Origin of the sequence: Thermomonas hydrothermalis, assembly GCF_900129205.1 — a bacterium.
Lineage (GTDB): Bacteria > Pseudomonadota > Gammaproteobacteria > Xanthomonadales > Xanthomonadaceae > Thermomonas > Thermomonas hydrothermalis.
On the sequence record NZ_FQUK01000008.1, the window covers coordinates 33,103 to 50,462 of the forward strand.

Sequence of the window (17,360 nt, forward strand, 5' to 3'; positions counted from 1 at the left end):
GTAGGGGGCGGCGATCCGGGGCAGTTTTTTTACGCCCGACGTCATTTTTTCTATCACGCAGAGGTCATTCGTCATGAACCACCGAAACCGCGTCCGCCTGTCCCGGCTGTCGCTGGGCCTGATGGTCGCCCTTGCCGCGGCGCCCGTGTTTGCGCAGAGCACTTCCGCTGGTCTGGCCGGCCAGGTCGTCGGTGCCAAGGGGCAGCCCGTTGCCGGCGCCGAGGTCACCATCGTCCATGTCGAGTCCGGCACGGTCAGCCGTACCGTCACCGACGCCAACGGGCGCTACAACGCCCGCGGCCTGCGTGTGGGCGGCCCGTACCAGATCGTCATCAGCAAGCCAGGTGAGGGCACCAAGACCGAAGACGGCGTCTATCTGGAACTGAACCAGGTGACCACCGTCAACGCCTCGCTGGCGCCGGTGTCGGCCGAACTGGACAAGGTGGTTGTGGTCGGTGATGCCGGCAACTATCTGTTTGACCCTGCCAACCGCGGCATGGGCACTTCGATCAGCGGTCGCCAGCTGGAAACCGCGGTGAGCGGCAACCGCTCGCTGGACGACATCGCCCGCCTTGATCCGCGGGTGACGGTGACCGACCAGAACGACGGCTCGATCTCCGCCAGCGGCCAGAACAACCGCTACAACAGCATCAGCGTGGACGGCCTGTCGGTGAACGACCCGTTCGGCCTGAATGCCAACGGCCTGGGCTTTACCGGTTCGCCGATCTCGCCGGACACCATCGCCGCCTATGACATCAAGATCACCGGCTTCGACGTCACCAACGATGCGGTGGGCGCCAGCATCAATGCGGTGACCAAGTCCGGTACCAACAATTTCCGTGGTTCGCTGTACTACGCGTTGACCGATGCCAGCAGCATGGTTGGTCGCCGCGGTGGCCCGGCCTACAAGGGCTTTGACAAGAACGAAACCACGGGCTTTACCTTCGGTGGCCCGATCATCAAGGACCGGCTGTTCTTCTTTACTTCGTACGAGGAACAGAAGATCAGCGGTCTGGCCGGCGTCGGTACCGATGCCGTGACCAGCAACAAGCTCACCCAGCAGCAGGTCAATGACGTCGCCGCGGCCTTCGATGCGATCGGTCTCAAGGTCGGCCGCTATGGTGATGCCATTGCCGCAGCGCTGGATAACAAGCGCACCCTGGCCAAGCTGGACTGGAACATCAACGACAACCACCGCGCCAGCTTCACCTTCCAGCGCACCGACGAGAAGCGGCCCACCCCGTACGGTTCGTATGTGCGCGATTACATCGCCATCCTGCCGAGTAACTGGTACACGGTGGCGAATAAGACCGACAACTATTCTGTGCAGCTGTTCAGCGACTGGACCGAAAACTTCAGCACCGAGTTCAAGCTGGGCTATCAGCACTACCAGGCCAACAACGGTGCTGCCATCAATCAGCCCGAGGTGTATGCCTGCTTCACGGCAACCCCCAGTCAGTGCAGCAATTCCACCAACTCCAGTGCGGTCAATGGCTCGGCGCCGCGTGTGATCGGTGGCGAAGATCGTTTCCGCCACGAGAACTCGATCGACAGCAAGCGTATCAGCGGCACCTTCTCCGGCACCTACTATGTCGGCGATCACGTGATCAAGGGTGGCGTGGACTTCCTCAGCAACAAGGTGGCCAATATTTTCGGTCGCCTGCTGCACGGTTCCTACAGCTTCTACGACAAGAATGGTAATGGTTCGGTTCTGGATGAAATCCAGAACAAGGATTACTACTCGTTCGTCAAGTTCTATCTGCCGACTGGGGTGACCCTGGCGGATAGCGCAGGGACCTGGAAGTACACCCAGATCAGCCCGTTCCTGCAGGACACCTGGCAGGTGACCGACAATCTGTCCGTGGTATATGGCGTGCGCGTCAATATCCCGAAGGCCGACCATGCGCCGCCGGTGGCGCTGGAGAGCGCGACCAACACTGCGCCGGGGGCTACCCCGGGTGCGCCGGTGTGGGAAAGCCGCTTCGGCTATCCGAGCAACACGACGCTGAGCGCCAAAAACAAGGTGATCGAGCCGCGTATCGCCTTCAACTACACCTTCCCGACCGAAACCCGGATGCAGCTGCGCGGTGGTGCCGGCCTGTTCCAGACCGTGCCGCCGTACGTGTGGATGACCAACCCCTACACCAATAACGGGGTGGTGTCCGCCAAGCAGTACACCTCCACCAGCCCGAGTACCGATCCGTTCAGTCCGGACCCCTATAACCAGCCGGGTCCGACGGCGGCGGCGGCCGGTGTGTGCTCGACCACTGCGGCATGCCAGATCGACGTGATCGATCCCAACTTCAAGCTGCCGACCGCCTGGAAGTTCAGCCTGGGCTGGGATGCTGAGCTGCCGTGGCTGTGGGGGATCACCACCAGCGTGGAATACCAGCATCTGCAGGCCAAGAACGCGATTGACTACAAGGCCCCGAACCTGGGTACGCCCAACGGTGTGCTACCGGATGGCCGCTATTCCTATTGGCAGACCTATCCGAACAGCAGCACGACCTCGATCGGCACCGGGACCAATAACGGCAGTTTTAAGGAGATCACGACCAACTCGACGCTGCTGACCAATACCAACAAGGGGCATACCGATTCGCTGACCCTGACCTTCTCCAAGGTCATGGCCAACGGCTTCCGTGGCAGCTTCAGCGTGACCCAGACCCGCAGCACCGAGGTCAATCCTGGCACTGCCTCGCAGGCGTTTTCCAACTACAACTACGTGGCGCGGGTGAACCCGAACGATTCGGTGGAGGCGACCTCGCGCTTCGAAGTGCCGCTGTCGGTGAAGGTCTCGCTCAACTGGGATCACGCTTTCTTCGGTGACAACAAGACCACGCTGTCGGTGTACTACAACGGCCGCAACGGTCTGCCTTACAGCTGGGTGTTTGGCACCGATGTCAACGGCGACGGCATCAGCAACGTCGATTTGGCCTATATCCCGACCCTCAATGACCCGAAGGTGACTTACAAGGCCGGCACCACCCAGGCACAGATCGATGCCTTCCAGGCGTTTATCAGCAGTGACCCGTACCTGAACTCTCGTCGTGGTCAGATCGCCGAGCGCAATGCCTCGCATCAGCCCTGGATCAACCAGCTCGATGTCGGCATTCAGCAGGAACTGCCCGGGTTCTTCAAGGGCAACAAGTTCGTGGTCCGTCTGGACATCTACAACTTCCTGAACCTGCTCAACAAGAACTGGGGGCAGCAGAACGGACTTGGGTTCTTTGCCACCCGGCGTCTGGCGAATGTCGCCGACGTGGTTTGCCCAAGCCCGGGCAACTGCCAGTACGTCTACGACATCGGTACGCCGACCAACCCGGCCTGGCAGAACTTTGGCGTGTACGACACCTACAGCAACCCGGCCCGCGTGATCTCGCGCTGGCAGGCGCTGCTGACGGTCAAGTACAAGTTCTGATCGCACCTGACGCATCCTGACTGCAACGCCCGGGGCAACCCGGGCGTTTTTTTATCTGCAAGAAGTGCGGGCAACTGCGCTAAAGTGGCTGCATGAACAAGAGCAACGACACTCACACCCAATCGTCCACGACCCTACCTACTGTCTCCACCCACATCTATCCCCGCGGCGGGCTGGATGTGCTCTCGCGCGAGGAAGTCGCGCGACTGCGCGATGCCTCTGCCGATGGCGGCATGCATGAGTTGCTGCGTCGCTGTGCGCTGGCGGTGCTGACGTCCGGCAGCGCATCCGACGACCCGCGGGCTGCCCAGGAGCTGTATCCCGATTTCGACATCCAGGTGCGCCAGCAGGATCGCGGCGTGCGTATCGAGCTTTGCAATGCGCCGGCGATGGCGTTCGTCGATGGCCAGATCATCGCTGGTGTGGCGGAGCTGCTGTTTGCAGTGGTGCGTGACCTGGCCTATACCGCGATCGATCTGAACATCGGCACGTGCCTGGAAACCTCGGCCAGCATCACCGATGCGGTGTTCCGCCTGCTGCGCAATGCCCGTGTCCTGCATCCGGGCGATCCCAACCTGGTGGTTTGCTGGGGCGGCCATTCGATCGGGCGCGAAGAGTACGAGTACACCAAGCATGTGGGGTATCAGCTTGGGCTGCGCGGAATGGACATCTGCACCGGCTGCGGCCCAGGGGCGATGAAGGGGCCGATGAAGGGGGCGACCATCGCCCATGCCAAACAGCGGCACCGGCGTAGCCGTTACATCGGGATCACCGAGCCCGGGATCATCGCTGCGGAATCGCCCAACCCCATCGTCAACCACCTGGTGATCATGCCGGACATCGAAAAGCGCCTGGAGGCGTTCGTCCGCATGGCGCACGGCATCATTGTGTTCCCGGGCGGCGTGGGCACGGCAGAGGAAATCCTGTATCTGCTTGGCATTCTGCTGCGCGAGGAAAACGAAGGCCTGCACTTCCCGCTGATCCTCACCGGACCGACCGGAGCCGCGCCGTATTTCGAGCAGATCGACCGGTTCATCCGGCTCACGCTGGGCGAGGCCGCCGCTGCACGCTATGAAATCATCGTGGCCGACCCTGAGCTGGTGGCCAAACGGATGACCGCAGGGATCCGCAAGGTCAAGGAACAGCGCATCGCCCAGCAGGATTCCTTCTTCTTCAACTGGAAACTGCACGTGCCGTTGCCGTTCCAGCAGCCGTTCGTGCCCAGCCACGAGGCGATGGCCGCGCTGGACCTGCACCACGGTCGCAAGCCATATGAGTTGGCGGCGGATCTGCGCCGTGCCTTTTCCGGCATCGTTGCGGGCAATGTGAAGGAGGAGGGTATGCGCCGCATCGAAGCGCATGGCCCGTTCGAGATTCACGGCGATGCCGACATCATGCAGGCGCTGGATGGGCTGTTGCAGGCGTTCGTGCAGCAGCGCCGGATGAAGATCGCGGGTGATTATCGGCCCTGTTACCGAGTGGTGCGGTAAGCCGCCGCCTCAGTTGTCCAGGGGCAGCACCAGGCGTGCCACGTAGCGGCCCTGCTCGATCGCGGTGTCGAGCCGGCCGCGGTTGCCGGTCAGCGCTTCGATCCGCTGCCGGCTGGCGGCTTGGCCAAGGGCGTGGCCCTGTGTCTTGGCTCGGTCTGGCGGTAGGTCGTTGGTGATCGTGACTTCGATCTGTCGGTCATTAGTGCGGACACGGATTTCCACCCGGCCGCCCTGGGGCAGCGGTTCGATGCCATGGCGGATCGCGTTTTCGGCCAGCGGCTGGATCGACAGCGAGGGGACCTGCACGGTGGGCACCGGGTCGGGGACGTCCCAATCGAGCGTCAGCCGCGGTCCGAGCCGTAGGGCTTCGATGTCCAGGTAGCGGCGGGTCAGCGCCAGTTCCTCGGCCAATGGGATGCGTTGCGGGCCACGCAGCGCGCTGCGGAACAGATCGGCCAGATCCAGCAGCACCCGTTCGGCCACGTCTGGTTGTGCGTGCACCAGCGCGGCACCGGTGTTGAGTGTATTGAACAGAAAATGCGGCCGAATCCTGGCCTGCAGGGCTTCCAGCTCGCGCTGTTTGGCATGCACAGCCAGGTGCCGTGCTTGCGCATAGTTGCGGTAGGCCAATAGCCCGACCAGCCCGACCACGGTCGCCAGCCCCATCTGGCGCAGCAGGAATGCCGCCTGCGTGCCGCTAGCGCTGTCGGTCATCTGCAGGATGTGCCAGGCGGCGGTTGCCACCAGCAGGCTCATCAACAGAAACAGTGCCAGACACACCCAGGCCAGCCGAAGTCCGGACAGGCGTGAGAGCGGCCGGCGCAGAAGAAAAAGCGCGCATAAGGTTGCAATCGTCACCCACTGGATTCCCAGTGAGGCCAGCCCGAAGTGCACCAGCCGGTTGTCGTCCTGCATGGGGGCCAAGGCCAGGATCGCCGCCAGCGCTTCGCCGCCCAGCAGCACTCCAAGCAGGGCGGTGGGGCGCCAGAGGGCGGCCAGTGGGTGGTGGGGTGCGTTCACGGCATCATGTTGCAGAGACAGCGGGTTGGATCAGGGTAGCCGTGCGCATGAGTGCGCGCAAAACGGCATGGCGTGATGGGGCAGCCGGTAGAATGCGTCCATCATGCGCCTGAACCGACATATTGCAGACAGCGGCCACTGCTCGCGCCGCGAAGCCGATCGCCTGATTGCCGAAGGCCGGGTCACCGTCAACGGGGTACGGGCCCGCATCGGCGCTGAAGTCGCCGAGGGGGATCGTGTTCAGATCGACGGCAGGCCACTGGCTGTGCGTACGGCGGCCAAAGGCAAGCGACGGCATGTGTACATCGCCCTGCACAAGCCGGTCGGGATCGTCTGTACCACCGAGTCCACGGTCAAGGACAACATCGTCGATTTCGTCGGTCATGAGCAGCGCATCTTCCCGATCGGGCGCCTGGACAAGGACTCCGAGGGGCTGATCCTGCTGACCAGCAACGGTGACATCGTCAACCGCATCCTGCGCGCCGAGAACAAGCTGGAGAAGGAATATCTGGTGGCGGTGAACCACCCGGTGACCGACGAGTTCCTGCGTGGCATGGCCCGGGGCGGGGTGCCGGTGCATGGCGTGCCCACCTTGCCCTGTCGAACCGGGAAGCTGGGGCGCTATGGCTTTCGCATTGTCCTGGTGCAGGGGTTGAACCGGCAGATCCGGCTGATGGCGGCGCATTTCGGCTACCGGGTCAAGCAGCTGGTCCGGGTACGGATCGGCAATGTCCGGCTTGGACATCTCAAGCCCGGTCAGTGGCGCAATCTGACCGATGCAGAGCTGCGCGGGCTGCTGCCGGAGCAGACCGACTGGTGAGTGGCGCTGGGGTATCCGCAAAAAATTCTTGTGCCGGATACACACATGACAGCAAAAACAGGGTAATGTGCGCTCACTGTTCCAAGCGGGATCACGGTACATCGTGACCCGATGCGGTAGATCCATCGCGATCCGCTACATCGTGTGCGTTGACCCTTGCTCGACAGTCGCGGCTGGTTTGCCTGCCGTGTTTTCATTTCCAACTGTTATTCAGGAGTTTGCAACATGTCGGATCGTCAGACCGGTACCGTTAAGTGGTTCAACGATGCCAAGGGCTTTGGCTTCATCACCCCGGAGTCGGGCCCGGACGTTTTCGTCCACTTCCGCTCGATCGTGGGCACGGGCTTTAAGTCCCTGCAGGAAGGCCAGAAGGTCTCCTTCAAGGTGGTGCAGGGCCAGAAGGGCCTGCAGGCCGACGAAGTACAGGCGCTGTAAGCCGCCGCACGCGCATCGCGCATCCGAAGAAGCCCGGCCCAGGCCGGGCTTCTTCCGTTTGGGGGCATGTCAAAATGATGCCGCCGGCAGCGCTGCCGGTGTCTTCAGCCGACTCAGCCTGTTGTGTCCATGTCGTTACCTGTTGCCGATCACCTGATGCCTCGCCTGTTGGCCATCTGCGTTGCTCTGACGGTCGTCGCAGGTTGCCAGCAGAATCAGCCGGTTGCCCAGGACGACGAGGTCGCGCATCCGCTGGCCAATGCCAGTGCGCAGGCAGCCGGCTTGCACGATGTCATCGAAACCACACCGGCGTACCTGATCGGGATCAGCTATCCGCAGGCAGCGGCCAAGTATCCGCCTCTGGCCGATGCCCTGCAGGCGTATGCCGCCGCGTGCCGGGAGCGGTTGATGCGGGCGGTGCAGGCGTTGCAGGGGCGCAAGCCGGCGATGCCATACGACCTCAGCCTGCAGTTCAGCATGGTGGCGGAAACCCCGCGGCTGGTGGCGGTGGCGGCCAGCGGCAGCAGCTATCTGGGGGGCGCCCATGGCGAGCCGCTGGAGCAGCGGTTCGTCTGGCTGGTGGCACAGCAGCAGATGCTGGCAGCCGAGCAGTTGATCCCGGATGCGCAAGGGTGGCGGCCGGTCTCGGACTACGTGCGTGGCGTGTTGCGCGACCGAATGGAGCAGAGTCTGGATGAGGCGGGCGTGCAGGGAGAAGCGCGGGAGGCGGCGCGACGCCTGCGGATGGCGATGATCGAGCAGGGGACCCAGCCCGATGCCCGCCATTTCGCGCTGTTTGAGCCGGTGATCAATGCCGATGGCAGCATTCGCGCAATACGCTTCGTGTTTCCGCCGTACCAGGTGGGTCCGTATGCCGACGGCACCCAGACCGTGGACGTGCCAGCGCGGATGTTGCTGCCGAATGTTGCGCCCGCCTACCGCGCGCTGTTTGGTCCTGCGCCGCGAACGCGCTCGCAAGGGTCAGGTTGATTGCATCTGCCCCAATACACACACGCCGCCCGAAGGCGGCGTGTGTGGAGGCGAAGCGTCCTAGGCCGTCTGTCAGTGACTGTCCAGACCGCGCTGCTCGAGCAGGGGTTCGATCGCAGGCTCGTAGCCGGCCAGGTTGGGGAACAGCCGGTCGGGTGCGATCTCGCCGCCGGGTGCCAGCACCTTGGCGCGGACCTGGTCGCCGTTTTCGCGGGTCAGGCCGCCGTGATCGCGGATCCACTTCGAGGTGTTGGCGGCCAGCACTTCCGACCAGATGTAAGCGTAATAGCCGGCCGCGTAGCCTCCCATGATGTGGCTGAAATAAGGCGTGCGGTAGCGCGGCGGCACCGGGGCATAGTCAAAGCCATCGGCCTTCAGTGCCTGTGCTTCGAACGCCATCACGTCCTTGCCGTCCGGGATCTGTTCCAGTGGCAGCTGGTGCCAGCGCTGGTCCAGCATCGCCGCTTCCAGGTACTCGGTAGTGGCAAAGCCCTGGTTGAACTTCGATGCCGCGATTACCTTGTCCAGCAGCGCCTTGGGCATTGGCTCGCCGGTCTGGTAGTGCTTGGCGTAATGGGCCAGCACCTCCGGCCAGTCGGCCCACATTTCGTTGACCTGGGACGGGTACTCGACGAAGTCACGCGGGACGTTCATCGAGAAATACGGGTAGCGCACGTCCTGGAAGAAACCGTGCAGAGCGTGGCCGAACTCGTGGAAGGCGGTGGTGACTTCATCCCAGGTCAGCAGGGTGGGCTTGCCAGGGGCGGGTTTGGGGATGTTGAGGTGGTTGGCCACCACCGGCTGCTCGCCCAGCAGTTTGTTCTGGGCCACGTAGGTGTTCATCCAGGCACCGCCGCGCTTGGAGGCGCGGGCATACGGGTCCCAGATGAAGATGGCCAGCGGTTTGCCGTCGCGGTCGAACACCTCGTAGGTCCAGGTGTCGGGGTGGTACTTGGGCAGGTCGGTGCGTTCCTTGAAGGTCAGGCCATACAGGCGGTTAGCGGCATAGAACACGCCGTTTTCCAGCACGTTGCGCATCTCGAAATACGGCTTGAGCTGGCTTTCATCAAAGCTGAACTTCGCTTTGCGCACCTTCTCGCTGTAGTACGCCCAGTCCCAGGGCTGCAGGGTGAAGCTCGGCTGGCCCTTGGCGTTCTGTTCGGCGTCGATCATCGCCTGCAGGTCGGCACCTTCGCGGCGGGCATTGGCCACCGCCTTGGGCGCCAGCTGGCGCAGCATGGCGTTGACGTTGTCCTGGTTGCGGGCAGTTTCATCGGCCAGCACATAGTTGGCGTAGGTGTCGTAGCCGAGCAGGCGCGCGCGTTCGGCACGCAGCTTGAGCACCTGCGCGATCACCCCGGTGTTGTCCCACTGGTTGCCGCGGCTGCCGCGCGCCACCGAGGCTTCGTGAATGCGCTGACGCAGGGCGCGGTCTTCCAGCTGGGCCAGCACCGGCTGGCCGGTGGTGTTGACCAGGGCGATCACATATTTGCCCGGCAGATTGCGGGCTTTGGCCGCTTCCTCGGCGGCTGCGATCTGTTCGTCACGCAGACCGGCCAGCTGGGCGCGGTCGTCCACCACCACGGCGGACGCATTCACCTCAGCCAGCACGTTCTGGTCGAAGCGGGTGTTGAGCTGGGCCAGCTCAGTATTGATGGCACGGATACGCGCCTTCTGGGTTTCGTCCAAAGCGGCACCAGCGCGCACGAAGTCCTGGTAGCGCTTTTCCAGGAGGCGCCGATCCACCGGATCCAGACCAAGCTGGTCACGCTGTTCGTACAGCGCCTTGATTCGGGCGAACAGCTTGGGGTTCAGCGCGATGGCGTCAGCGTGCGCGGAGAACTTCGGCGCGTATTCGGTTTCCAGCTTTTCCCGGGCCGGGTTCTTGTCGGTGGCGACCAGGTTGAAGAACACGCTGGTTGCGCGGTTGAGCACCTGGCCGGTCTTTTCCATCGCGACGATGGTGTTTTCGAAGGTGGGCGGTGCAGGGTTGTTGGCGATCGCCTCGATCTCGCGCAGCTGGATGGCCATGCCGGCGTCGAAGGCCGGGGCGAAGTCGCTGTCTTTGATCTTGTCGAACTGCGGATAGTGCATCGGCAGCGGGCTGGGGGCGGCGAACGGGCCGCTGTAGGCAGTGGCAGCCATCGGGGCCTCCTGGCGCGTGGACGTCGATTTCTTGGCGTGCGGCTTGGCGGCGTGGACAGGGTGGGCGTAGCCGGTCAAGGCAGTGGCAACGGCCAATACGAGTGCGCAGGTGATCGGACGGGACATGTAGGTTCCTGCATGAACGATGGAAGCCGCCATTCTAGACGATGCCGGTGTGTCCCGGCCGGGGGCTGTCATTGGCCGGAAAATATGCGCACAATGCTGGCAGGGGTCACACACAGGAGTCGGGTCATGCCGACCGCGTTCGATTTTTCCGCCGTCGATCTGGACGGCAAGGTGCAGCCGTTGTCGCAGTGGCGTGGCAAGGTGCTGCTGATCGTCAACACCGCCAGCAAGTGCGGCTTCACCCCGCAATACCAGGGGTTGGAGGCGCTGTGGCGCAAGTACGGCCCGCAGGAGCTGGTGGTGCTGGGGTTCCCGTGCGATCAGTTCGGCCATCAGGAGCCGGGTGATGCCGAGGAGATCCGCAATTTCTGCACGTTGACCTATGACGTCACCTTCCCGATGTTTGCCAAGGTCGAGGTCAACGGCCCGAATGCCCACCCGCTCTGGGCCTGGCTGAAAACCCAGAAGGGCGGTCTGCTCGGGATCAATGCGATCAAGTGGAACTTCACCAAGTTCCTGGTTGGGCGTGACGGTCAGGTGATTTCGCGGCATGCGCCCACCGAGGCGCCGGAGTCGCTGGCCTCCCGGATCGAGGCGGCCCTGTGATGCGGGCCTGGAATGAGCAAGGTGATCGCTACCGCCTGCTGTTTGAGTTCCAGCCGCCCCTGTTGAGCGTGCGGCTGCAGGGGCAGGTGGGGCCGGAGGAGAATCTGGCGGTCACCACCGAGTACTGGCGCAAGATCGCCCGCGCCGTCACCGAGGCTGGGGCCGCCCAGCTGCTGGTGCTGGACGAAATGCCGGGCGAAGTCATGACCGATGCCGAGCTGGAACGGTTTTTCGACAGCCTGGCCGGGCTTGGGTTGGAAAACGTCCAGATCGCCTATGTCGAGGCCCGGGTGGACCAGATCCCGCGGATCGAATACGCGCAGGTGCTGGCGCAGGAGCGCGGTTACCGGGTGCGTACCTTTGGCACCGAGGCCGAGGCCATGCTCTGGTTGCGGTACGGGCAGGTGTGAGCGCAGGCCGGGTGCGGCGTGCTCGAAACTATTTTGAGCGGCAGGCGTGGCCGTGTGTTCGGGCGGCGCCGGTGTCACTTCTCCACGAACGCGCGTTCGAATACGTATTCGCCGGGGCTGCCGATGCGTGGCGAAGCGGTGAAACCGCGCCGGTCGAGGATGGCACGGAAGTCGGCCAGCATCTGCGGGCTGCCGCATAGCATGGCGCGATCATGGGCTGGATCCAGGGCTGGCAGGCCAAGATCGGCGGTGATTCGCCCGCTGTCGAGCAGGTCGGTGATTCGGCCGCGCTGCAGCCGGCCGTGCCAGTAGAAGTCCTCGCGGCTGACGGCCGGGTAGTACAGCAGCTGGGCGCGGATCTGCTCACCCAGGTATTCATGGCATTGCAGCCCGCGGGTGAGGTAGTCGCGGTAGGCCAGATCCTGTTCGGTCCGCACCCCGTGCACCACGATCACCTTCTCGAAGCGCTCATAGGTCTGCGGGTCCTTGATGATGGACAGCCAGGGCGCAAGCCCGGTGCCGGTGCCCAGCAGATACAGATTGCGGCCCGGGTGCAGGTCGGAGATCAGCAGGGTGCCGGTCGGCTTGCGGCTGATCAGTAAGGTGTCGCCGGGCTTGATGTGCTGCAGGCGCGAGGTCAGCGGCCCGTTCGGCACCTTGATGCTGAAGAACTCTAGTTCCTCCTCCCAGTTGGCACTGGCGATGGAGTAGGCGCGCAGCAGCGGCCGGCCCTCGACTTCTAGGCCGATCATCACGAACTGGCCGTTGTCGAAGCGAAAGCCGTCATCGCGGGTGGTGGTGAAGCTGAAATAGGCGTCGGTCCAGTGACGGACGTCGAGCACCGTTTCGGTCCCGAAGGGAGAGGCCATGGGTACGCTGGATGTGCGAAGTGGACGCGCATTTTACGATGCGGCGCAGCAACGGATTTGATCCAGGGCAAATCGGCGACCCGGATGGCATCGGCCAGTGGGTCAGGAGGGTAAAATTCCACGCTCTCCCATGCCGGTGATTTGCCGTGACCACCATCAAACAGGACGATCTGATCCAGTCCATCGCGGACGCGCTGCAGTACATCAGCTACTACCACCCGGTTGACTACATCAAGAGTCTGGCCGCCGCCTATGAACGCGAGCAATCGCCTGCGGCCCGCGATGCGATGGCGCAGATCCTCATCAATTCGCGCATGTGCGCGGAGGGCCACCGCCCGATCTGCCAGGACACCGGCATCGTCACCGTGTTCCTGAAGGTGGGCATGGACGTGCGCTGGGAGGGGTTCACCGGCTCGCTGGAGGACGCCGTCAACGAAGGCGTTCGCCGCGCCTACAACCACCCGGACAACAAGCTCCGTGCCAGCGTGCTGGCCGACCCGGCTGGCAAGCGTCAGAACACGCGAGACAACACCCCGGCGGTGATCAACGTCTCGATCGTGCCCGGCGACAAGGTCGATGTGATCGTGGCGGCCAAGGGGGGCGGCAGCGAGGCCAAGAGCAAGTTCGTGATGCTCAATCCGTCCGACTCGATCGTCGATTGGGTGCTCAAGACCGTGCCCACCATGGGGGCCGGCTGGTGTCCGCCCGGGATGCTGGGGATCGGGATTGGCGGCACTGCGGAGAAAGCGATGCTGCTGGCCAAGGAAGCGCTGATGGAGCCGATCGACATCCAGGCATTGATGGCGCGTGGCCCGTCCAACCGGATCGAAGAGCTACGCATCGAGCTGTATGAAAAGGTCAATGCGCTCGGCATCGGCGCCCAGGGGCTGGGCGGGCTGACCACGGTGCTGGACGTCAAGATCAAGGATTATCCGACCCACGCCGCCAATCTGCCGGTGGCGATGATCCCCAACTGTGCCGCCACCCGCCACGCCCATTTCACCTTGGACGGCTCCGGCCCGGTGGCGCTGGAACCGCCCGCGCTGGAGGACTGGCCAACGCTCACCTACAGCCCGCAGAACGCACGCCGGGTGAATCTGGACACGGTGACCCGTGACGAGGTGGCGACCTGGACGCCCGGCGAGGTGCTGCTGTTGAGCGGCAAACTGCTCACCGGCCGCGATGCGGCGCACAAGCGCATGGTGGACATGCTCGACCGCGGCGAGCCGTTGCCGGTGGATTTCAATGGTCGCTTCATCTACTACGTCGGTCCGGTCGATCCGGTGCGCGATGAAGTGGTGGGGCCGGCCGGCCCCACCACCGCCACCCGGATGGACAAGTTCACCCGGCAGATGCTGGCGCAGACGGGGTTGCTGGGGATGATCGGCAAGGCCGAACGTGGCCCGGCGGCGATCGAGGCGATCCGCGACCACAAGGCGGTGTACCTGATGGCGGTGGGCGGTGCGGCCTACCTGGTTTCGAAAGCCATCCGGGCGGCGCGGGTGGTGGCCTTCGAGGATCTCGGCATGGAGGCGATCTACGAGTTCGAGGTCAAGGACATGCCGGTCACCGTGGCGGTGGACAGCAGGGGCACCTCGGTGCATCAGACCGGGCCGCGATTGTGGCGCGAGAAGATCGGTCGGATCCCGCTGGAGGTGCTGGCTTGACACTTCCGCGCATCCTCGAGGGTGAGGGTTTCAGGATCTACCTGAGCCAGGAAGCCGGCTACCTGCGTGCGCAGGTGGGTGACGGTTGCGATTCGCAGGCGGTTTCGGTGGCGTACTGGACGCTGCTGGGCAATCTGTGTCGCGAAACCGGAACGACCCGCCTGCTGGTGGTGGAAACCTTGCAGGACACCGTTGAGCTGACTGAAATCCAGCCGGTGATCGACGCGATGGTGGCGTCCGGCCTGCAAGCCGTTCGCATCGCGTTCGTCGAGCTGCTGGACGATCTTGAAGGCAGCGAATACGGCGAGATCCTCTGCCGTGAGCGGGGCATCACCATCCGCACCTTCAACGATGAACAGGCGGCCCGCCACTGGCTGCTCTACGGCCAGTGACGCAACCGCTGCCCCGCGCAGCGCATCCGCCCGCGCAAATCGTCGCGGCAGCGGCATTCGCCCGCGTGGTCTCTGGACGTGGGGCAGGCCTGTGACTGACCCGTCCAGATGGGGGTAGGGTCAGGCTGGGCTTTTCGAGTCGGTTACAACCACCAGGCCAGGGCGAATACGCCCAGCATCGCCAGCGCCAGTGCCAGCTTGAAGGCGGCGCCCAGGGCCAGCCCCAGCCAGGTGCCGGCGCCGACCCGTCCGGCCGCCGCCAGGGCTTGCGGGTGCAGGCTGCGGCGGTGTAGCAGTTCGCCAGCCAGTGCTCCGACAAATGGCCCCAGCAACAGGCCTGGCACTCCGAACGCAAGCCCGACGATGGTGCCGAGAACGGCCCCCAGCATGGCCCATCGGCTGGCGCCGACCCGGCGCGCGCCGTGGGCGCTGGCCCACAGATCGACCGCAAGCGACAACAGGGTGAGCAGGCCCAGGATCACAAGCGGCCACAGGCCGACATGGGTAAACCCGTCGGCCCAGGCCGCCAGCACGAGGCCGGCAAAGATCAGCGGTGCACCCGGCAGAACCGGCAGCACAGTGCCGGCAAGACCGATCAGCACGAGCAACCCCGCCAGCAGGTAAAGCGCCACCGTCAGCGTCATGGCAGTGCCTGCAGGTGCCGAATGGCTTTGGTGGGTTTTTAGTTCTTGAAGTCGCGATGACAGGTCTTGCAGCCGTCGCCGAGCGACTTCAGGGTGCCAGCCAGGCTTTCGCAGCTCATCGGCGGGGCATTGAGTGCCTTGTCGGCGGCAGAGCGCATGCCAGCGGCGGCGGTCCGGAAGCGCTCGTCATCGCGCAGGTCAGGGAATGCGGCCTCGAGATCAGTACCCATCGTGCGCAATGCCTGCAGATGCGGCAGCACGTCGTTGGGCGTGCAGCGGTTTTGCTCCAGCGCCATCTTGAGCTGCCCCATGTGCCAAGCATGCACTTCCATGAGGGCTTCTGGGAAATGATCTTTGCGGGCATTCAGGGCGCGCAGAATCATCACCGTGGCCACTGCGCCAATCACCAGGCCAAGAATCAGCAGGAACAGATAGCGACCGGCATTGCCTGGACGGCGACCAGCGGGGGCAGCAGGATCAGGGGTGGACATGGCGTGTCTCCTTGGAGGTGATCATGGTCGGTAAGGGCATGGTGGCACATTGGCGGTGTGAACCGCACCGTGCCGGCATCACCAGCCCATGTGATGGCCGCCATTGATATCAAGATTGGAACCGGTGATCCAGCCGGCCTGCTCGTCCACCAGAAAGGCCACGCCATGGGCGATTTCCTCGGGGGTGCCCAGGCGCCCGGTGGGGATGTCGGCGATGATCTTGGCGCGTACCTCCTCGGGCACCGCCATCACCATGTCAGTGGCGATGTAGCCCGGCGAGATGGTGTTGACGGTGATCCCGTAGCGGGCATTTTCCCGCGCCAGCGAGATGGTGAAACCATGCATGCCGGCCTTGGAGGCGGCATAGTTGGCCTGGCCGTACTGGCCCTTGAGGCCGTTGATCGAACTGATCTGGATGATCCGGCCCCACTTGCGTTCACGCATGCCCTCGATAACCGGTCGGGTGACGTTGAAGCAGGAATTGAGGTTGGTGTTGATCACCTCCATCCACTGGTCCGGCCGCATCCGGTGGAACGGCGTGTCGCGGGTGATGCCAGCGTTGTTGATCAGGATCTCGATCGGCCCCAGCGCGGCTTCCACCGCATGCACCATGGCCGCGGCCTCCTCCGGCGAGGTGACGTCCCCGCGGGTCAGAAACACCTCGATGCCGTCCTCGCGCATCCGGGCCTGCCAAGCGCGGGCCTTTTCCTCATTGCGGTAGTTGGTGGCGACCTTGTGCCCCATCTGGGCCAGTCGTTTGACGATGGCGGTGCCGATACCGCCAGTGCCGCCGGTGACCAGTGCAACTCTGGACGTCATGCCGTGCTCCTCGTGCAGTTGGGTGGAGAGGGTGGGGGCATTCCGATTCTAGGCAATCTTTGTTGCCGGAGGATCTCAGCGCGCCCCACCGGGATGTGCTGATCCGCGCCCGCTGTCGAGACAGGCCAAGGTGCGTGGAATGTGATCCAGCCGGAACGCCGGCACGGCGGCGTCCAGAAATGCCTTCGGGCAGCGCAGTGCCGAGGCTGGCAGGGGCGCCTGCCCGAGCAGTTCCCAGAGCCGAATCAGGGTTGGGAGTGGCGAGGTGCCATCCACTGGCAAGGCAGCATCCGACTTGGACAGCTTGCGGCCATCGGCGCCGAGCAGCAGCGGCACGTGCGCATAGGCTGGGGTGGGCAGCCCGAGCAGACGTTGCAGCAGGATCTGGCGCGGGGTGGAGTCGAGCAGATCAGCGCCGCGCACCACCGTGGTCACGCCCTGGGCGGCATCGTCCACCACCACCGCCAACTGATAGGCCCACAGGCCGTCGCTGCGACGCAGCACGAAATCGCCCACGGCCAGATCCACCCGCTGCTCGATGCGGCCGTGGATGGCATCTTCGACGGCGATCGTGCAGCCGTCTGGGACACGCAGCCGGATTGCCGGGTCAGGGCGCCGGCGATCCGGTCGGCAGCGGCGATGGATGCCGCCGCTTGCGGCCAGATCGCTGCGGCTGCAATGGCATTCGAAGGCCAGCCCGTCCGCCATGAGCCGATCAAGCGCGGCGGCATAGAGATGATGGCGCTGGCTTTGATAGACCACCTCACCGTCCGGATGCAGGCCGAAGGCCGCCAGCGTGGCTAGCTGGCGTTGCGCGGCGCCGGGGACTTCGCGGGGCGGGTCGAGATCTTCGATCCGCACCCGCCACACCCCGCCGGCCTGGCGCGCCTGCAGCCAGCTTGCCAGCGCCGTCAGCAGCGATCCGGCATGTAGCGGGCCGGTCGGGGAGGGAGCAAAACGGCCACAGGCCACAAAGTTGAACATGGTGTTCAGCAAGCCGGGTTGAATTTCACCA

General features: G+C 64.2%; 16 protein-coding genes. 9 read left to right on the forward strand and 7 right to left on the reverse strand.

Annotation, left to right across the window (positions count from 1 at the left end):
• Positions 1 to 73 precede the first annotated feature (73 nt).
• Together BUA29_RS03565 and ppnN are read left to right on the forward strand one after the other, a co-directional pair.
• Positions 74 to 3,421 carry a TonB-dependent receptor gene (locus tag BUA29_RS03565; protein WP_072755261.1) on the forward strand — a complete coding sequence of 1,116 codons (3,348 nt, stop codon included), beginning with the start codon at positions 74 to 76 and terminating at the stop codon, positions 3,419 to 3,421.
• Positions 3,422 to 3,513: 92 nt separating this feature from the next.
• On the forward strand, positions 3,514 to 4,911 hold the full coding sequence (ppnN, locus tag BUA29_RS03570) for a nucleotide 5'-monophosphate nucleosidase PpnN (protein ID WP_072755262.1): 1,398 nt from the start codon (positions 3,514 to 3,516) through the stop codon (positions 4,909 to 4,911).
• Positions 4,912 to 4,920: 9 nt separating this feature from the next.
• Here the strand turns inward: ppnN and BUA29_RS03575 are convergent, their stop codons facing one another.
• A complete protein-coding gene (locus BUA29_RS03575) occupies positions 4,921 to 5,931 on the reverse strand; it encodes a sensor histidine kinase (protein ID WP_084602329.1) in 1,011 nt (336 codons plus the stop codon).
• A gap of 103 nt (positions 5,932 to 6,034) precedes the next feature.
• Between BUA29_RS03575 and BUA29_RS03580 the strand changes: the two genes are divergently transcribed.
• From BUA29_RS03580 to BUA29_RS03590, 3 genes are all read left to right on the forward strand, one after another.
• Positions 6,035 to 6,751 carry a pseudouridine synthase gene (locus BUA29_RS03580; protein ID WP_072755264.1) on the forward strand — a complete coding sequence of 239 codons (717 nt, stop codon included), beginning with the start codon at positions 6,035 to 6,037 and terminating at the stop codon, positions 6,749 to 6,751.
• 225 nt (positions 6,752 to 6,976) lie between these two features.
• Positions 6,977 to 7,186, forward strand: a complete 210-nt coding sequence (locus BUA29_RS03585; RefSeq protein ID WP_072755265.1) for a cold-shock protein — start codon at positions 6,977 to 6,979, stop codon at positions 7,184 to 7,186.
• Positions 7,187 to 7,315: 129 nt separating this feature from the next.
• Entirely contained in the window at positions 7,316 to 8,176 is an 861-nt protein-coding gene (locus BUA29_RS03590) for an RsiV family protein (protein ID WP_084602330.1), read from the forward strand.
• Positions 8,177 to 8,248: 72 nt separating this feature from the next.
• Here the strand turns inward: BUA29_RS03590 and BUA29_RS03595 are convergent, their stop codons facing one another.
• Positions 8,249 to 10,435 carry a M3 family metallopeptidase gene (locus BUA29_RS03595; RefSeq protein ID WP_072755301.1) on the reverse strand — a complete coding sequence of 729 codons (2,187 nt, stop codon included), beginning with the start codon at positions 10,433 to 10,435 and terminating at the stop codon, positions 8,249 to 8,251.
• 138 nt (positions 10,436 to 10,573) lie between these two features.
• Here BUA29_RS03595 and BUA29_RS03600 point away from each other — a divergent pair, with 138 nt between their 5' ends.
• Positions 10,574 to 11,053, forward strand: a complete 480-nt coding sequence (locus tag BUA29_RS03600; protein WP_072755267.1) for a glutathione peroxidase — start codon at positions 10,574 to 10,576, stop codon at positions 11,051 to 11,053.
• Positions 11,053 to 11,463 carry a hypothetical protein gene (locus BUA29_RS03605; protein WP_072755268.1) on the forward strand — a complete coding sequence of 137 codons (411 nt, stop codon included), beginning with the start codon at positions 11,053 to 11,055 and terminating at the stop codon, positions 11,461 to 11,463. Before BUA29_RS03600 ends, BUA29_RS03605 begins: the two co-directional genes overlap by 1 nt.
• 74 nt (positions 11,464 to 11,537) lie before the next feature.
• Here BUA29_RS03605 and BUA29_RS03610 read toward each other — a convergent pair whose 3' ends face one another.
• Positions 11,538 to 12,332, reverse strand: coding sequence for a ferredoxin--NADP reductase (locus BUA29_RS03610; protein WP_072755269.1), 795 nt, complete (start codon positions 12,330 to 12,332; stop codon positions 11,538 to 11,540).
• 146 nt (positions 12,333 to 12,478) lie between these two features.
• Here BUA29_RS03610 and BUA29_RS03615 point away from each other — a divergent pair, with 146 nt between their 5' ends.
• Both BUA29_RS03615 and BUA29_RS03620 read left to right on the forward strand, forming a co-directional pair.
• Positions 12,479 to 13,999, forward strand: coding sequence for a fumarate hydratase (locus tag BUA29_RS03615; RefSeq protein ID WP_072755270.1), 1,521 nt, complete (start codon positions 12,479 to 12,481; stop codon positions 13,997 to 13,999).
• On the forward strand, positions 13,996 to 14,391 hold the full coding sequence (locus BUA29_RS03620) for a hypothetical protein (RefSeq protein WP_072755271.1): 396 nt from the start codon (positions 13,996 to 13,998) through the stop codon (positions 14,389 to 14,391). Before BUA29_RS03615 ends, BUA29_RS03620 begins: the two co-directional genes overlap by 4 nt.
• Before the next feature lie 143 nt (positions 14,392 to 14,534).
• Here BUA29_RS03620 and BUA29_RS03625 read toward each other — a convergent pair whose 3' ends face one another.
• The 4 genes from BUA29_RS03625 to gluQRS all read right to left on the reverse strand — a co-directional run bounded on the left by BUA29_RS03625 (position 14,535) and on the right by gluQRS (position 17,329).
• On the reverse strand, positions 14,535 to 15,035 hold the full coding sequence (locus tag BUA29_RS03625; RefSeq protein ID WP_072755272.1) for a DUF456 domain-containing protein: 501 nt from the start codon (positions 15,033 to 15,035) through the stop codon (positions 14,535 to 14,537).
• Positions 15,036 to 15,073: 38 nt separating this feature from the next.
• Positions 15,074 to 15,526, reverse strand: coding sequence for a cytochrome c (locus BUA29_RS03630; protein WP_072755273.1), 453 nt, complete (start codon positions 15,524 to 15,526; stop codon positions 15,074 to 15,076).
• Positions 15,527 to 15,604: 78 nt separating this feature from the next.
• Positions 15,605 to 16,345, reverse strand: a complete 741-nt coding sequence (phbB, locus tag BUA29_RS03635) for an acetoacetyl-CoA reductase (RefSeq protein ID WP_072755274.1) — start codon at positions 16,343 to 16,345, stop codon at positions 15,605 to 15,607.
• Between the two features lie 75 nt (positions 16,346 to 16,420).
• A complete protein-coding gene (gene gluQRS, locus BUA29_RS03640) occupies positions 16,421 to 17,329 on the reverse strand; it encodes a tRNA glutamyl-Q(34) synthetase GluQRS (protein ID WP_072755275.1) in 909 nt (302 codons plus the stop codon).
• Between the last annotated feature and the right edge of the window lie 31 nt (positions 17,330 to 17,360).